The organism is Streptomyces sp. NPDC005408 (assembly GCF_040606445.1).
Taxonomy (GTDB): domain Bacteria; phylum Actinomycetota; class Actinomycetes; order Streptomycetales; family Streptomycetaceae; genus Streptomyces.
Window position 1 is genome coordinate 1 of sequence record NZ_JBEXEX010000071.1, and the last position, 15,798, is coordinate 15,798.

Genomic DNA, 15,798 nt, shown 5'->3' on the forward strand with positions numbered 1-15,798 from the left:
GGGACTGGCTGTCGCCCGCCGACGAGCCGTCCGCCTTGGTGTCCCCGTCGGACAGCCCGATCGAGGCATAGGCCGCGGCGCCCGCGGCTTTTGCCTGTGCGGGCGGCCGTTGTGCCGGCCGGGGTGGAGGAAACGCAAAAGGGGGCCCGAGCCGTAGCCCGGGCCCCCTTTGCTGAGGCGTCAGATCTTGCGGAGGCGGAACGTCAGGGACAGGCCCTCGTCCGTGAACGGGGCGCCGAAGGTGTCGTCCGCCGGGGACGTCGTGAAGCTCGTCGCCAGCACCTCGTCCGCGATCAGACCGGCGTGCTCCGTCAGGGCCTCCGTCGTGGACGGGTCCGTGGAGGACCAGCTCACCGCGATACGGTCCGCGACGTCCAGGCCGCTGTTCTTGCGGGCCTCCTGGATCAGCCGGATCGCGTCACGGGCCAGACCCGCGAGCCGCAGCTCCGGAGTGATCTCCAGGTCCAGCGCGACCGTCGCGCCCGAGTCGGAGGCCACCGACCAGCCCTCGCGCGGGGTCTCCGTGATGATGACCTCGTCGGGGGTCAGGGTGATCGTCTCACCGTTGACCTCCAGCGTGGCCTCGCCGTCCCGCAGGGCCAGCGAGAGCGCGGCCGCGTCCGCCGCCGCGACCGCCTTGGCCACGTCCTGGACGCCCTTGCCGAACCGCTTGCCCAGCGCGCGGAAGTTCGCCTTGGCCGTCGTGTCGACCAGCGAGCCGCCGACCTCCGAGAGCGAGGCCAGGGAGGAGACGTTGAGCTCCTCCGTGATCTGCGCGTGCAGTTCGGGGGAGAGGGACTCGAAGCCCGACGCCGCGACCAGCGCGCGGGACAGCGGCTGGCGCGTCTTGACCCCGGACTCCGCGCGGGTCGCACGGCCCAGCTCCACCAGGCGGCGCACCAGCGCCATCTGCGAGGACAGGGTGGGGTCGATCGCGTCCAGGTCGGCAGCCGGCCACGTCGACAAGTGGACCGACTCCGGCGCGTCCGGCGTCACCGGGACGATCAGGTCCTGCCAGACCCGCTCTGTGATGAACGGGGTCAGCGGGGCCATCAGCCGGGTCACCGTCTCGACGACGTCGTGCAGCGTACGCAGCGCGGCCGGGTCGCCCTGCCAGAAGCGGCGGCGCGAGCGGCGCACGTACCAGTTGGACAGGTCGTCGACGAAGGCCGACAGGAGCTTTCCGGCGCGCTGGGTGTCGTATGCCTCCAGCGCCTGAGTCGTCTGGTCCACCAGTGCGTTGAGCTCGCTCAGCAGCCAGCGGTCCAGGACCGTGCGCTCCGCCGGGGCCGGATCGGCCGCGGACGGCGCCCAGTTGGACGTGCGCGCGTACAGGGCCTGGAAGGCCACCGTGTTCCAGTACGTGAGGAGCGTCTTGCGCACGACCTCCTGGATCGTGCCGTGACCCACGCGCCGGGCAACCCAGGGCGAGCCGCCGGCGGCCATGAACCACCGCACCGCGTCAGCGCCGTGCTGGTCCATCAGCGGGATCGGCTGAAGGATGTTCCCCAGGTGCTTGGACATCTTGCGGCCGTCCTCGGCGAGGATGTGGCCGAGGCAGACCACGTTCTCGTACGAGGACTTGTCGAAGACGAGCGTGCCGACGGCCATCAGCGTGTAGAACCAGCCACGCGTCTGGTCGATGGCCTCCGAGATGAACTGCGCCGGGTAGCGCTTCTCGAAGAGCTCCTTGTTCTTGTACGGGTAGCCCCACTGCGCGAACGGCATCGAACCCGAGTCGTACCAGGCGTCGATGACCTCGGGCACGCGCGTCGCCGTGCCGGAGCACTGCGGGCACGCGAACGTGACCTCGTCGATGAACGGCCGGTGCGGGTCCAGCGCCGACTGGTCCGTGCCCGTCAGCTCGGTGAGCTCGGCGCGTGAGCCGACGACGGTGAGGTGGTTCTCCTCGCAGCGCCAGATCGGCAGCGGCGTGCCCCAGTAGCGGTTACGGGACAGGGCCCAGTCGATGTTGTTGTTCAGCCAGTCGCCGTACCGGCCCTGCTTGACCGAGTCCGGGATCCAGTTGGTGTTCTCGTTCTCCTCGAGGAGCCGGTCCTTGATGGCGGTGGTGCGGATGTACCAGGACGGCTGCGCGTAGTAGAGCAGCGCGGTGTGGCAGCGCCAGCAGTGCGGGTAGCTGTGCTCGTACGGGACGTGCCTGAAGAGCAGGCCACGGGACTGCAGATCGTCCACGAGGGTCTCGTCGGCCTTCTTGAAGAAGACGCCGCCGACCATCGGCACGTCCTCCTCGAACGTGCCGTCCGGGCGGACCGGGTTCACGACCGGCAGGCCGTACGCGCGGCAGACCTTGAGGTCGTCCTCACCGAAGGCGGGGGACTGGTGGACCAGACCCGTACCGTCCTCGGTCGTCACGTACTCGGCGTTGACGACGTAGTGGGCGGGTGCCGGGAACTCGACCAGCTCGAAGGGCCGCTGGTACGTCCAGCGCTCCATCTCCGCGCCCGTGAAGGACTGGCCTGTGCTCTCCCAGCCCTCGCCCAGAGCCTTCTCCAGCAGCGGCTGGGCTACGACGAGCTTCTCCTCGCCGTTCGTCGCGACGACGTACGTGACGTCGGGGTGCGCGGCGACGGCGGTGTTGGAGACCAGGGTCCAGGGGGTCGTCGTCCAGACCAGCAGCGCCGCCTCGCCCGCGAGCGGGCCGGAGGTCAGCGGGAAGCGGACGAAGACGGAAGGGTCCACGACCGTCTCGTAGCCCTGCGCCAGTTCGTGGTCCGAGAGGCCGGTGCCGCAGCGCGGGCACCAGGGGGCGACACGGTGGTCCTGGACCAGCAGGCCCTTGTTGAAGATCTCCTTCAGCGACCACCAGACCGACTCGATGTAGGAGGGGTCCATCGTGCGGTACGCGTCGTCGAGGTCGACCCAGTAGCCCATGCGGTCCGTCAGCTCGGCGAACGCGTCCGTGTGCCGGGTCACCGACTCACGGCACTTCGCGTTGAACTCCGCGATGCCGTACGCCTCGATGTCCTTCTTGCCGGAGAAGCCGAGCTCCTTCTCGACGGCGAGCTCGACCGGCAGGCCGTGGCAGTCCCAGCCGGCCTTGCGGGCGACGTGGTAGCCGCGCATCGTGCGGAAGCGCGGGAAGACGTCCTTGAAGACGCGGGCCTCGATGTGATGGGCGCCGGGCATGCCGTTGGCGGTGGGCGGGCCCTCGTAGAAGACCCACTCGGGGCGGCCCTCGGACTGCTCGAGGCTCTTCTGGAAGACCTTGGCCTCGCGCCAGAAGTCGAGCACGGCGTGCTCGAGCGCGGGCAGATCGACCTGGGCGGGTACCTGGCGGTACTGCGGGGGTGTCATCTACGAACTCCTCCGGCGGACAGTTTCTCTTCCGTCGGAGGGACGAGAGCTGCGCTCCCGCGGTACCACCCTCCTTGGCGGCGCAGGACGCACCGCCCCCTCATTGGGGTCGCGACGCCGGGTCTACTCGCCTCGCGGCTTTCTTCCGGCGGCTCCGGGGTGATGCTTCACTTCGCGCTCGCCCCCGGGCTCTCACCGTCCCCGGGTCGCTCATGGCTGCGTACGACGCTACTCGTCCCCATCCAAGCCTTTCGCTTCGCCCAGTGTACGGGCCCGTACGCGCGGCGGCCGACCGCTTTTCGCCGGGCCGTCCGCGGGTCCCTCCGCGGGTCCCTCCGCGGGTCCCTCCGCCGGTCCGTCCGCGAGCTGCGCGGTTGACCCGAATGGCCACACGCGGTCCGGCGGAGTCCGGCTGCCTCGCCGTGGCGGATTACGGGGCGGGGAGCTGGGCACAACGGATGCAGGTTCGCCTTGTCGCAGGCCGGGGCGGGCCGAAGCGGCGGCGTGGCCCGTTTGCCGCGGGGCCTGGGTCGATTTATCGTCCCAGCACGATTCGCGAGCAAGATCACAATATGTGAAGGGGCCGCGGCCATGGTGGCGAAGAAGACCGCCGAGAAGACGGCGTCCGCACGATCCACCGCCGCTGACGCGGCGGCCAAGGATGCGAGCGGCAAGAAGAGCACCGTGGCCAAGAAGGCCGCGGCAGACAGCGGGAAGCGGGCGGCCAGGAAGACGTCGGTGATGACGGCGAAGGCGACGAAGAAGGCATCGGCTGCTACGGCGACGGTGAAGAAGGTGTCGGCGGTCGCGGCACCGGAGGCGCCCGTCAAGAAGGCGGCTGCGAAGAAGGCGGTCCCGACGAAGAAGGCCGCCGCCAGGAAGGCCGCGACCCGGAAGGCCGCGACCCGGAAGGCCGCGACCGGGACGACGGCTGCCAAGAAGGCCGCCACCGAGACAGCCACGGCCAGGACCGCGACCAAGAAGACGACTGCGAAGGCGAGCGCCAAGAAGGCGTCCGCGAAGAAGACGACTGCGAAGGCGAGCGCCAAGAAGGCGTCCGCGAAGAAGACGAGCGCGAAGAAGGTGACGGCCGTGGAGGAGATGACGACCGCAGCGGCGGCCGGGGCACCGACGGCGAAGCAGGCGCCTGCGAAGAAGGCCGTGGCCAAGAAGGCTGCGAAGAAGGCCGCGACCGCGGCCAAGGGGGCGGCCAAGGCCGCGAAGCAGACAGGAGCCAGGACGGTGGGAGCGAAGAAGACCGCGGGTGGGGCATCGGCCGCAGGCAAGAGCGCGACAGCGGTGCCCACGGCCCGTACGGCGGCCGCGACACCGCCGGGAGAGCTCGCGGTACGGCCCGGCGAGGACCCGTGGACCCCCGAGGAGGTCGCCGCGGCGCGTGCCGAGCTGGCGGAGGAGGCGACCCGGCTGACCAACGAGATCAGCACCTCGGAGGAGGCGCTGGTCGGGATGATGCGGGACTCCGGGGACGGCGCGGGCGACGACGACGCCGACACCGGGACCAAGAACATCACGCGCGAGCACGAGCTGTCGCTCGCCGCCAATGCCCGCGACATGCTGGAGCAGACCGAGCGGGCGCTGCTGCGGCTCGACGCGGGGACGTACGGCCTCTGTGAGATCTGCGGGAAGCCCATCGGCAAGGCGCGGATGCAGGCGTTCCCCCGCGCGACTCTCTGCGTCGAGGACAAGCAGAAGCAGGAGCGACGCGGCTGACTCCGTACGTGTGTGCCGTACCCTCGTGCTCAGTCAGGCACCTAGGTTGAGGGACTCACGTGGCAGAGGCGGAGCGCATCATCGGTACGCCGGATGGTGACGACGAGGCTGCGGCGCCCGCCGAGCAGCCCAAGCGCAGGCGCAAGATCGCCGTGCTCTTCGGTGTGGCGGTCGTCGCGTACATCGTCGACCTCGTCAGCAAGATGATCGTCGTGGCCAAACTGGAGCACCACGACCCGATCGAGATCATCGGCGATCTGCTGAAGTTCGAGGCGGTACGGAACCCTGGCGCGGCCTTCGGCATGGGCGAGGCCTTCACCGTGATCTTCACGTGTATCGCGGCGACGGTGATCATCGTGATCGCCCGGCTGGCCCGCAAGCTCTACAGCCTGCCGTGGGCGATCGCGCTCGGACTGCTGCTCGGTGGTGCGCTCGGCAACCTCACCGACCGGATCTTCCGTTCGCCCGGCGTCTTCGAGGGCGCGGTCGTCGACTTCATCGCGCCCGCGCACTTCGCCGTCTTCAACCTCGCCGACTCGGCAATCGTCTGTGGCGGCTTCCTCATTGTGATCCTCTCCTTCAAGGGCCTGGACCCCGACGGGACTGTCCACAAGGACTGACAAGGCATACTCGACGGGTGAGTACAGTTCCCGAGATCCGCACCCTGCCCGTACCCGATGGCCTTGAGGGCGAGCGCGTCGACGCCGCCATCTCCCGGATGTTCGGGTTCTCCCGTACGAAAGCGGCCGAACTGGCAGCCGCCGGGAAGGTGCAGGTCGACGGCTCGGTGGTCGGAAAGTCCGAACGGGTCCGCGGCGGTGCCTGGCTCGAGGTCGAGATGCCGCAGGCGCCCGCGCCCGTGCAGATCGTGGCCGAGCCGGTCGAGGGCATGGAGATCGTGCACGACGACGACGACATCGTCGTGATCGTGAAGCCCGTCGGTGTGGCCGCGCACCCGAGCCCGGGCTGGACCGGGACCACGGTCATCGGCGGTCTCGCGGCCGCCGGGTACCGGATCTCGACGTCGGGCGCTGCGGAGCGGCAGGGGATCGTGCACCGGCTCGACGTCGGCACATCAGGGCTGATGGTCGTCGCCAAGTCGGAGCGGGCGTACACCCTGCTGAAGGCGCAGTTCCGCGACCGGGTGGTGGACAAGCGGTATCACGCTCTGGTCCAGGGGCACCCGGACCCGATGAGCGGCACGATCGACGCGCCGATCGGCCGGCACCCCAACCACGACTACAAGTGGGCCGTGACGGCGGACGGCAAGCCCTCGGTCACGCACTACGACCTCATCGAGGCGTTCCGGGGCTCGTCGCTGCTCGACATCAAGCTGGAGACGGGGCGTACGCACCAGATCCGGGTGCACATGGCTGCGCACAAGCACCCCTGCGTCGGCGACCTGACGTACGGCGCGGACCCGACGCTGGCAAAGCGGCTGGGGCTGACCCGGCAGTGGCTGCACGCGGTGCGCCTCGGCTTCGAGCACCCGTCGGACGGGCAGTGGGTGGAGTTCGAGAGCTCCTACCCCGAGGACCTGCAGTCGGCGCTGGACAGGATCGCGGCGGAGAGTGAATGAGCGGCTTCCAGGTGCGGGTGGCGGTCGGCCCCGCCGACCGTGAGGCCTGCTTCGCTGTCCGCAAGGACGTGTTCGTCGTCGAGCAGCGCGTTCCGGCGGAGATCGAGTACGACGCCTTCGACGCCGAGGACGCGGACACGGTGCATGTGCTGGCCTTCGGCGCGGACGGGGTGCCGCTGGGCACGGGCCGCCTGCTGTACGGACCGGCCGCGGCGGACAAGACGGGCGACGACGCCTCGGTGGGGTCGCTGGGCCGTCTCGCGGTGACCAAGGCGGCGCGAGGGCTGGGCGTGGGCGTGGCGCTGGTGCGGGCGATCGAGGACGCGGCGCGGGAGCGGGGGCTTGCGGCTGTGGATCTGCATGCGCAGACGCATGCGCTGGGGTTCTACGAACGTCTGGGGTACGTGGCGTACGGGGCGGAGTTCCTGGACGCGGGGATCGGGCACCGGGCGATGCAGCGCGCGTTGTAGCCGTTCGCCACGATTGTGGCTGGGGCGCTGCCCCGGACCCCGCGCGGGGGCTCCGTCCCCGGACCCCCGCGCCTCAACGCCCGAAGCTGAAGTTCAGCCCGGCAGGCCCCATCTCGTCCAGTCGCCCAGTGCCGGGACATCCCGCGGCGGGCCCGGGCGCGTGCCCTCCGTAGTGATCACGGCCGTCGCGCCCCGCGGGAGCTGGATCGTCGCGCGGGACGGTGACAGCGCGCGCCACTCCAAGCGGCGGCCGCGGTCGTCGCGTACCGAGATCTCGCCGCCCATGCCGTGGTCGAGCACCAGCGGCGCTCCCGACTCGCTGTGGACCCGGATCCAGCGGGTTGAGCCCCCGGCCCGGTCCGCGTCGATCAGGAACGCTCCCTGCGTGCGCAGGCCCGCCACCGAGGCGTCCGGCCAGCGGGTGGAGACCGACGGGAAGACCTTGATCACGCCCTCGTGGGACTGGACCGCCATGTCCAGCAGCGACTGGGCCCCTGCCAGCGGGCTCTCCAGGGCGAAGTTCTTGCCCTCCCGGTACATCGTGTTCACCGTCATCTGGCAGCTGTCGACGATGCCCAGATCGGTGAAGAAGGTCAGCGAGTCCAGTGCCCTCTCGGGCGCGTCCATCACCGAGTACATCGACGACGCGATCGCGTAGCTGTAGCCGTGCCAGCGCTGCTGCATGCCCACCCAGTGGTCCAGGCTGCGACGCATCACGTCCCGGTCGGCTTCGCGCTCCCAGTTCCGTTCCCGCAGCGGGTAGAGCCACAGCAGATGGGAGTGGTGGCGGTGGGAGTCGGCGAGCGGGACATCCTTGCCGATCATGATTCCGGCCGCCGGGTCCTCCGCATACGGGGTCAGCCGTGCCGCGATGTCCCGCCAGCGGGCCGCGCGCGGGTCGTCGATCCGCAGCAGGCGGGCCGATTCCAGCAGCGTGCGTACGCCCCAGCGGATGAGGGAGAGGTCGTACGTGCAGTCCGCGGCGTCCGCGTACTCGGGGGAGCGCGTCGTCAGCAGATGCAGCCGCCCGTCGCCCCCCTCGTGCAGGAAGTGGGCGTAGAAATGGATCGCCTTGGCCAGGATCGGGTACACGACGTCGCGCAGGATCGCGCGGTCCATGGAGTGGCGGTAGGCCTGCCACACATGGTGCAGCGCCCAGGTCAGATTGCCGAAGTTGTCGGAGATCCGGCTCGATCCCGGCACGCCGACGTCGTACGTGTCTCCCGCGCGCAGCTGCCAGTCGGAGGGGTGGCCGAGCGCATAGCCCTGGCCGTCCCGGTAGTCCACGGGCACGGACAGCGGCAGATTCCGCTCGAAGCGGCGGAACGCACCTGTCACCGAGTCGAGTTCGGGGTGGTTGGAGCCGTGGATCGGGGCCATACCGATCTGGACGTTGAGGTTCCACCAGACGGCTGTCCAGTTGTTGCCGACCTCCGGGAACCACGGACCCCACTCCGAGATCGTCGGGCCGTCGGCGCGGGTCGCCGAGCCCAGTTTGTAGATCTGGGTGACGTAGAAGGCCTGGAGCCGTTTGTCGGGGACGGACAGGAAGCTGCGGCGGTAGTAGCGGTGCCACCAGTCGCGGTGACGGGCGATCAGTCGCCCGGTGTCGGTGGCGAGGGTGCGCTTCACGCTCCGTATCGCCTGGTCGGTCGCCTCGGACACCTGGCCCGGGAACCGGTGGACCAGTTGGGCGGCCAGTAGCCGGCCGGTGCCCGCGCGCCGTTCGCGCCAGGCCGTCGTCCAGCCGCCTCCGGCGATGAGCGGCTGCTCGACATAGCCGTCGCCGACCGTCGGGTCGGGGTTCGGGGTGTACTCGGGGGGCTTGCCGCTGGTGCGGGTGGTGGCCGCGCGCAGCCACTGGAAGGACCAGGCGGCCTGTTCCTCGCCCGCGCTCGGCCGGGTGGAGATCAGCAGTGCGCTGGTCTCGCTGTGGACGAGCGCGGAGAAGGCGATGCTGCCGCGGGTGGTGGTGACGGTGCCGCGCAGTTCGGCGTCGTACAGATCGAGGGTCCAGTCGACGGCCGTGATCTCCCCGGCGAGGGTGAGGGTGAAGTAGCCGATGGGCAGGCGGGAGTAGCCGATGCCGCCGCGCCACTGGCCGCGCTGGTCCTGCACCTCGCTGTGGCTGAGCATCACCTTCAGGGTGCCGGGGGTCTGGCCGGCATAGAGCTGGGCGCCGAGGCGGCCGTTGGCGATGAACGGGCCCTCCTGCCAGGAGGCGGGGAGGCGGCGCCAGACCATGGCCGCCGCCCTGACCGTCTGCTCGTACGGGTCGGCGGGGGCCCTGCGGCGGGTCGCGGCTGCGGTCCCGGATATGGGCTCGGGGGCGGCCCAGGCGGTGGGGGATGCCGCTAACCAGAGGGCGGTGCCTGCCGCGGAACCGAGTACGTCACGTCGTCTCATGCCCCGCATGGTGCCCGCGCCCCAGCAGAACCGGAAGACCTCTTGCACCACAAACATCCGATGGCTGTTCAGGATGCTGAATCAGAGATCGCTCCCATAGGGGAAGTTGGGGTGGTTGAGGTGATTTGCGTGGCAGGCTGGAAGACCTGATCGTTGAGGTTTCGAGCCGCCGGAGGGCACACCGTGGACCAATTGGCGCTGCTGTTCGCGCTGTTGCTCGGGGCCGTGGTGACGGTGCCGCTGGGGGAGCGGCTCGGGCTGCCCGCGCCTGTGCTGATGACGCTGGCAGGGATCGTCCTGGCCTTTGTGCCGGTCGTGCCGAACGTCGATGTGCCGCCGGAGTTCATTCTGCCGCTGTTGCTGCCGCCGTTGCTGTACGCCTCCGTACAGCGCACCTCCTGGCGCCAGTTCGCGGCCAACATCCGGCCGATCCTGCTGCTCGCGGTCGCGCTCGTCTTTGTGACGATGGCGGCGGTCGCGGCCGTCGCCCACGCGATCGTGCCCGGGCTGCCGGTCGCCGCGGCGGTCGCGCTCGGCGCACTGGTGGCGCCGCCCGACCCGGTCGCAGCGACCGCCGTCGCCGGGTCGCTCGGGCTGCCGCGGCGGCTGGTCTCCATCCTGGAGGGGGAGGGGCTGTTCAACGATGTCACGGCGATCGTGCTCTACCACGTGGCGATCACGGCGGCGGTGAGCGGGGAGTTCTCCTGGCCCGACGCGGTGGGGGAACTGGTGCTGTCGGCCGTGGTGGCCGTCGCGGTCGGGCTCGTCCTCGGCTGGCTCTCCAACAAGTTGATGGGGCTGCTCGGCGATGCGACGCTCCAGATCGGTCTGTCGCTGATGGTGCCGTTCGTCAGCTACGTACTGGCGGAGGAGCTGAAGGGCTCGGGCGTGCTCGCCGTCCTGACCACTGCGCTCTTCCTCGCCGAGCACACCGCCGACGCGGACGATGTCATGGGGCGGCTGGCCGGGAACACGTTCTGGCAGATCGTCGACACCCTGGTGACCGGGGTCGCCTTCGGCCTCATCGGCCTCGAACTGCACAACGTCTTCGGCACGGCCGACGAGCGCATGGGACAGATGCTCTGGTGGGGCGGGGCGGTTGTCGGTGTCGTCGTGGTCGTACGGCTGGTGTGGCTGATGCCCGCGACCTGGCTCGCCAAGCGGCTGCACTCGCTGCGGGACTACGACGAGGAAATCCCCGTCAGCTGGCGGGAGACCGTCGTCATGTGGTGGTCCGGCATGCGGGGCGTTGCATCGGTCGCGCTGGCGCTCGCCATTCCGCTGAGGACGGACAGCGGAGAGGCGTTTCCGGCGCGGGACGAGATCATCTTCATCGCGTTCGCGGTCATCTTGGGCACGCTGGTCCTCCAGGGGCTGACGCTGCCCTGGCTGGTACGACGGCTCGGCGTGCGCGCGGACGCGGACGCGGAGCGCGAGCTGGAGCGCAGCCTGGCACTGCGCGCGGCGAAGGCGGCGAAGCACCGGCTCAGGGAGATCGAGGAGGTGGAGGAGCTGCCGGAGGACATCAGCGAGCGGCTGCTGCGCGGGGCGTACGACATGGGGGCGAGGATCAGCCCGGACATCGTGGACGACGAGCGGCGCGAGTGGTTCGCGAAGCGCGTCGACCGGCTCAGGACGGTGCAGCGGATCCAGCGGGAGATGCTGTCGGCGGCTCGTCACGAGGTCCTGTCGGCCCGGAACGAGCCGGGGGCGGACCCGGAGGTGGTGGACAGGGTCCTGCGGCACTTGGACGTCCGGAGCATGCGGTGACGGGGCTCGCGCGGCTCGCGGTGACCGTGCGTCGGGCGCCTGCGGCTTCCGGAGGCGCGCCCCTGGCGGGGGCGCGAGTGTGCGGCGGGACTGCGGCTTCCCGTGCGCCGGGGCCCGGCGGGCCGCCACCCATCAGCCGCGGCCCGTGCGGGCGTTGCCGTCGTCCGGTGACGGGTGCTCTCCCAGGGACGGGGCCGCCTGCGACGTGGCCACGCGGGGCAGCGCGTACGGATGGTGGTCGCAGAGCCAGGCGATCAGCTGCTCGCGCACCGCGCACCGCACCGTCCAGATGTCGTCCGCGTCCTTCGCCGTGACGACCGCGCGTACCAGCATCGTCGTCGGCGTGGTGTCCGTGACCGCCAGCGACCAGTCGCGGCCGTCCCACGCCGGGCACTCGCGCAGGATGTCGTGCAGCATCTCTCGCATCTCGCGCACCGGCGCCGAGTGGTCCAGGTGCAGAAAGACCGTGCCGGTCATCTGCACCCCGCCGCGCGACCAGTTCTCGAACGGCTTGCCGGTGAAGTACGAGACGGGCATCGTGATCCGCCGCTCGTCCCACGTCCGTACCGCGAGGAACGTCAGCGTGATCTCCTCGACCGTCCCCCACTCGCCGTCCACCACCACCGTGTCGCCGATCCGCACCATGTCGCCGAACGCAATCTGCAGCCCCGCGAAGAGATTCCCCAGCGTCGACTGTGCGGCGATGCCGGCGACGATGCCGAGGACACCGGCCGACGCCAGCATCGAAGCGCCCACGGCCCGCATCGCGGGGAACGTCAGCAGCATCGCCGCGACCGCCACCACCCCCACCACCGCGGTGACGACCCGCTGGATCAGCGTCACCTGCGTACGCACCCGCCGCACCCGCGCCGGATCGCGGGTGGACGCGGCATAGCGGGTGTACGAGGAGTCGACGACGGCGGCCGCGATCCGCACGACCAGCCAGGCCGAGGCCCCGATGAACACGAGCGTCAGCAGCCGTCCGATACCCGCCTCATGGTCCTCGAACGACCCGATCTCCGTCTGCCGGAACGTCCCTCTCAGCAGAGCCGTGCAGAGCACGAACTCCAGCGGGACGCGGCAGCGGCGCAGCAGGCCCCACAGCGGGGTCTCGGTGTGCCGGGAGTCGGCCCGGCGGAGCAAAAGGTCGACCAGCCACCCCACCAACAGCGTGAGCACGACCGAGCCGCCGAGGACGATCAACGGGCGCAGCACGTTCTCCATGCCCTCGACCGTAGCTGGCACCATGGCCGCATGAACATCATGCTTTTCCATTCGACTTACGGCCTGCGCCCCGCTGTGGAGTCGGCGGCCGAGCGTCTGCGGGCGGCCGGGCACGAGGTGTGGACGCCCGATCTGTTCGAGGGAAGGACCTTCGACACGGTCGAGGAGGGCAGGGCGTACAAGGATGAGGTCGGCGTCGACGAGTTGCTGAAGCGCGCCATCGTGGCCGCCGCGCCCCACTCCGAGCAGGGCCTGGTGTACGCGGGCTTCTCGCTGGGCGCGGCCATCGCGCAGACTCTGGCGCTCGGCGACGCCAAGGCCCGCGGGCTGCTGCTTCTGCACGGCACGTCCGACATCGCCGAGGGCACGAGCGTGGACGAGCTGCCCGTACAGCTGCATGTCGCGGACCCCGACGCGTTCGAGCCGCACGACTGGCTGACCGCCTGGTATCTGCAGATGGGCAAGGCCGGTGCGGATGTCGAGGTTCACCGCTACCCGGGCGCCGGGCACCTCTACACCGACCCCGAACTGCCCGACTACGACGAGGAAGCCGCCGAGCAGACCTGGCGGGTGGCGCTGGGCTTCCTGGACACGCTCCGGCAGAACTAGAGCGTGTCTCTTTGATGGGTTGATCAGTTGATCGGATGTGTCTGTCCGATTAGTGATCACTGATGCGATGTGGGACCGGCTCGAGCCGCTGATGCCGGCAGATCCGGTCCGTGGACGACGGTGGGCAGACCACCGCCGGATCCTGGAAGCCATCGCGTGGAAGTACCGCACCTGCTCGCCCTGGCGCGACCTTCCAGACGAGCTCGGGCCCTTTCAGACCGCGCACAAACGCCTGATCAGATGGGCCGTGGACGGCACCTGGCAACGTGTCCTCGCGGCGGTCCTTGCAGTCGCCGATACCGACGACGACATCGGCTGGACAGTCTCGGTGGACTCCACCGTCTGCCGGGCTCACCAGCATTCGGCCGGAGCCAGGAAAAGGGGGCGCCCGACCGGTCCGAGCCCGAGGACCACGCACTCGGACGTTCCCGCGGTGGACTGAGCACGAAGGTCCACCTCGCCAGTGACAGCCGGGCACGGCCGCTGTCCATCCACGTCACCGCGGGACAGGCCGGTGACGCCCCGGCCTTCGAAGCGGTCATGGCCGGAATCCGGATCCCGCGAAGCGGACTCGGCAGGCCAAGAACCCGCCCCGCCGTCGTCCTTGCCGATCGCGCCTACTCTTCCCGCGCAATCCGTGGACACCTCCGTCGACGCGGCATCCGATCCGTCATCCCGCAGCCAGCCGACCAGATCGGCCACCGTCTACGGCGAGGCCGTGCCGGAGGCCGCCCGCCCGGCTTCGACGCTGAGACATACAAGGAGCGCAACACTGTCGAGCGATGCATCGCCCGCCTTAAGCAGTGGCGCGGCCTCGCCATGCGGACGGACAAGCTCGCCATCGCTTACCAGGCCGCACTCCACCTTGCGGCCATCCTCATCTGGACCCGGCGCTGAGCAAGGCGTCCGAAGGGGTCGTCACGCCAGCCCGTGGACCACGAGCCGGTTCTGCTCTCCGTCAAAGATGCCGGCCAGGACGTTGGCCTCCTGCCGGCGCCCGTCGAAGAGGCCCTGTTGGTCGACATGCACGATCAGGATGTCGTGGCGGTCAATCACCTCAGAGATGCCCCGGGTCTCAATCGTGTCCGCCCACGCGTCCAGGTTTCGGCCGAACCAGTTCGGCAGCCCACACGGCTCGCTCACCGCGTCCCAGAAGTCATTGAGCGTCTCGATCATCCGACCGCGCAGGTCAACAATCAGCTCGCTATCCGTCATCGCAGCAGACTAACCAGCCCCACCACGAGGCCCTGACCAGTCAAAGAGACAGGCTCTAGGGCCTGTCGTTCGGATCTTGCCGGGCTCGCGTGCCCTGGCGCGCACTCCCCCGTAGCCCTTCGGGCACGGGAGGTGCCCCCACGCTGCGTTGCGTCAGTCGCCGACGCTCCGCGTCGGCTCCTTCCTCCGCCTTGCGATCGCACGCACCGCAGTGACATCAGCCGCTCCGCGGCGGGCCGCTCCCTGATCCGGCCTGATCCCAACGACAGGCCCAAGGCAGAACCAGAACGTGCTGCTGCCCGCCGCGGATGCGGCGGGCAGCCTGGCGTCAGCCCGCCCGGTAGGCGGTCCAGCTGTCCTTCATGCGCTGCACCTGGCCCGCGGTGAACTGGTACATGCAGGAGTCGTACGTGTAGTCCATGAAGTTGTGGATCGGGTCGAGGCCCGTCTTGCTCGTGCAGGAGTCGCGGCCCGTCGGGCACTCGAACGCGGCGCTCTTCTCGGCCGGGGTGTCGGAGACGTAGTCGCCGTTGCCGTTACAGCCGCCCTGGAAGGTGTGGTAGAGCCCCATCCAGTGGCCGACCTCGTGGGTGGCGGTGTCGCCCTCGTCGTAGTTGGCGGCGGAGCCACCGGGCAGTGAGGTGTCGAGGACGACGACGCCGTCCATGCTCGGGCTGGACTTGTACGAGCTCGGGAACGTCGCCCAACCGAGCAGGCCGCCGCTGAGGTTGGCGGTGTAGATGTTGAGCGCGCCGGCGCCGCCCTTGCGCAGCGCGGTCTTCATCGCCTTCTCCTGGGTCGAGCCCGATGCCAGGTTGTACCAGGACGCGTTGTCCGTGTAGTCCGTGGCGGCCAGCGTGAACTGGAAGGTGGAGTCGGTGTTTCCGGTGCCCTGGCCGGCGTACGCCGCATTCAGGACCGACATCTGGTTGCTGACGTCGGCCGAGGTGAGCTTGCCGGTCGTTCCGCTGTGGACGACGTGGAAGTAGACCGGGATGGAGGTCGCCGCGGCCGCCGTGAACCCTCTGCCTGCGGAGCGGGCGCTCTCGAGTCTCTTGCGCAGATCCGCGTCCATGGCCTTGGCCTGAGTGGCGGTCAGCTCGTTGGGCTCGTTCGCGTGCTGGCTTCCGGGCTTCGTCTCACGGGCGTTGGCGGACATGCTCGCGGAGTCGGCGCACTCCTGCGCGGGGGTCTTGGCGGCGGCGACCCCGGCGGGTGCGGAGAGCGGGGAGAGTACGAGAGTTCCGGCCATGACCGCGGTACCGATGAAGCGGTTGCGCAGACGTGGAGATATTCGGGCAAGCGAGAGCACGTTGACTCCTAGCGGGGGGTGGGCGGAGGTGAAGTCCTCGCCGCTGCCGGGAGATTACGTGCGGATGCCAGATCTTGATGAGAATCGATCAAGCCCAATCAATCCGTAGATCAATTGGGGCATCGGGGCGAAATCTTTCAGCCAGGTCCAGGCATTGAGATGCG

The 15,798-nt window shown here is 69.7% G+C and carries 12 protein-coding genes; 7 read left to right on the forward strand and 5 right to left on the reverse strand.

Going from position 1 to position 15,798, the window contains the following annotated elements:
• Window positions 1-180: 180 nt before the first annotated feature.
• Window positions 181-3,318, reverse strand: a complete 3,138-nt coding sequence (gene ileS / locus ABZS64_RS35740; RefSeq protein ID WP_355838768.1) for an isoleucine--tRNA ligase — start codon at window positions 3,316-3,318, stop codon at window positions 181-183.
• A 591-nt stretch (window positions 3,319-3,909) separates the two neighbouring features.
• Between ileS and ABZS64_RS35745 the strand changes: the two genes are divergently transcribed.
• The 4 genes from ABZS64_RS35745 to ABZS64_RS35760 are packed head-to-tail and all read left to right on the forward strand — an operon-like array spanning window position 3,910 to window position 7,098.
• On the forward strand, window positions 3,910-5,049 hold the full coding sequence (locus ABZS64_RS35745; protein WP_355838770.1) for a TraR/DksA C4-type zinc finger protein: 1,140 nt from the start codon (window positions 3,910-3,912) through the stop codon (window positions 5,047-5,049).
• Window positions 5,050-5,108: 59 nt separating this feature from the next.
• Window positions 5,109-5,669, forward strand: coding sequence for a signal peptidase II (gene lspA / locus ABZS64_RS35750; RefSeq protein ID WP_355838772.1), 561 nt, complete (start codon window positions 5,109-5,111; stop codon window positions 5,667-5,669).
• Between the two features lie 17 nt (window positions 5,670-5,686).
• Window positions 5,687-6,628 carry an RluA family pseudouridine synthase gene (locus tag ABZS64_RS35755; RefSeq protein ID WP_355838774.1) on the forward strand — a complete coding sequence of 314 codons (942 nt, stop codon included), beginning with the start codon at window positions 5,687-5,689 and terminating at the stop codon, window positions 6,626-6,628.
• On the forward strand, window positions 6,625-7,098 hold the full coding sequence (locus ABZS64_RS35760; RefSeq protein WP_355838776.1) for a GNAT family N-acetyltransferase: 474 nt from the start codon (window positions 6,625-6,627) through the stop codon (window positions 7,096-7,098). The genes ABZS64_RS35755 and ABZS64_RS35760 overlap by 4 nt, the downstream gene beginning before the upstream one ends.
• Window positions 7,099-7,191: 93 nt before the next feature.
• Here ABZS64_RS35760 and ABZS64_RS35765 read toward each other — a convergent pair whose 3' ends face one another.
• Complete coding sequence (locus ABZS64_RS35765; RefSeq protein WP_355838778.1) at window positions 7,192-9,504, reverse strand: glycoside hydrolase family 95-like protein; 2,313 nt, start codon at window positions 9,502-9,504, stop codon at window positions 7,192-7,194.
• A gap of 183 nt (window positions 9,505-9,687) precedes the next feature.
• On the opposite strand from ABZS64_RS35765, the gene ABZS64_RS35770 reads away from it, so the two are divergent.
• Window positions 9,688-11,274, forward strand: a complete 1,587-nt coding sequence (locus ABZS64_RS35770; RefSeq protein WP_355838780.1) for a Na+/H+ antiporter — start codon at window positions 9,688-9,690, stop codon at window positions 11,272-11,274.
• Between the two features lie 132 nt (window positions 11,275-11,406).
• Here ABZS64_RS35770 and ABZS64_RS35775 read toward each other — a convergent pair whose 3' ends face one another.
• Window positions 11,407-12,498, reverse strand: coding sequence for a mechanosensitive ion channel domain-containing protein (locus tag ABZS64_RS35775; protein ID WP_355838782.1), 1,092 nt, complete (start codon window positions 12,496-12,498; stop codon window positions 11,407-11,409).
• A 30-nt stretch (window positions 12,499-12,528) separates the two neighbouring features.
• Here ABZS64_RS35775 and ABZS64_RS35780 point away from each other — a divergent pair, with 30 nt between their 5' ends.
• Window positions 12,529-13,107, forward strand: coding sequence for a dienelactone hydrolase family protein (locus ABZS64_RS35780; protein WP_355838784.1), 579 nt, complete (start codon window positions 12,529-12,531; stop codon window positions 13,105-13,107).
• A gap of 37 nt (window positions 13,108-13,144) precedes the next feature.
• Window positions 13,145-14,004, forward strand: a protein-coding gene (locus ABZS64_RS35785) for an IS5 family transposase (RefSeq protein WP_355838786.1) whose coding sequence is annotated in 2 segments (ribosomal slippage) — window positions 13,145-13,496 and window positions 13,496-14,004 — 861 coding nt in all. Because the reading frame shifts where the segments join, the coding sequence is not laid out codon by codon here.
• A gap of 21 nt (window positions 14,005-14,025) precedes the next feature.
• Here the strand turns inward: ABZS64_RS35785 and ABZS64_RS35790 are convergent.
• Complete coding sequence (locus ABZS64_RS35790) at window positions 14,026-14,322, reverse strand: barstar family protein (protein ID WP_355838788.1); 297 nt, start codon at window positions 14,320-14,322, stop codon at window positions 14,026-14,028.
• A 328-nt stretch (window positions 14,323-14,650) separates the two neighbouring features.
• The gene (locus tag ABZS64_RS35795) at window positions 14,651-15,574 is read right to left on the reverse strand and encodes a zinc metalloprotease (RefSeq protein ID WP_355838806.1); all 924 of its coding nucleotides are present in this window, start codon (window positions 15,572-15,574) and stop codon (window positions 14,651-14,653) included.
• Window positions 15,575-15,798 lie beyond the last annotated feature (224 nt).

What these genes read in the sequence shown, in the direction of transcription:
- ABZS64_RS35745 (WP_355838770.1), top strand. Translation starts at nt 3,910, where the DNA reads ATGGTGGCGAAGAAGACCGCCGAGAAGACGGCGTCCGCACGATCCACC.
- ABZS64_RS35790 (WP_355838788.1), bottom strand. Translation starts at nt 14,322, where the DNA reads ATGACGGATAGCGAGCTGATTGTTGACCTGCGCGGTCGGATGATCGAG.
- ABZS64_RS35795 (WP_355838806.1), bottom strand. Translation starts at nt 15,574, where the DNA reads ATGGCCGGAACTCTCGTACTCTCCCCGCTCTCCGCACCCGCCGGGGTC.
- ileS (WP_355838768.1), bottom strand. Translation starts at nt 3,318, where the DNA reads ATGACACCCCCGCAGTACCGCCAGGTACCCGCCCAGGTCGATCTGCCC.
- ABZS64_RS35775 (WP_355838782.1), bottom strand. Translation starts at nt 12,498, where the DNA reads ATGGAGAACGTGCTGCGCCCGTTGATCGTCCTCGGCGGCTCGGTCGTG.
- ABZS64_RS35780 (WP_355838784.1), top strand. Translation starts at nt 12,529, where the DNA reads ATGAACATCATGCTTTTCCATTCGACTTACGGCCTGCGCCCCGCTGTG.
- ABZS64_RS35765 (WP_355838778.1), bottom strand. Translation starts at nt 9,504, where the DNA reads ATGAGACGACGTGACGTACTCGGTTCCGCGGCAGGCACCGCCCTCTGG.
- ABZS64_RS35760 (WP_355838776.1), top strand. Translation starts at nt 6,625, where the DNA reads ATGAGCGGCTTCCAGGTGCGGGTGGCGGTCGGCCCCGCCGACCGTGAG.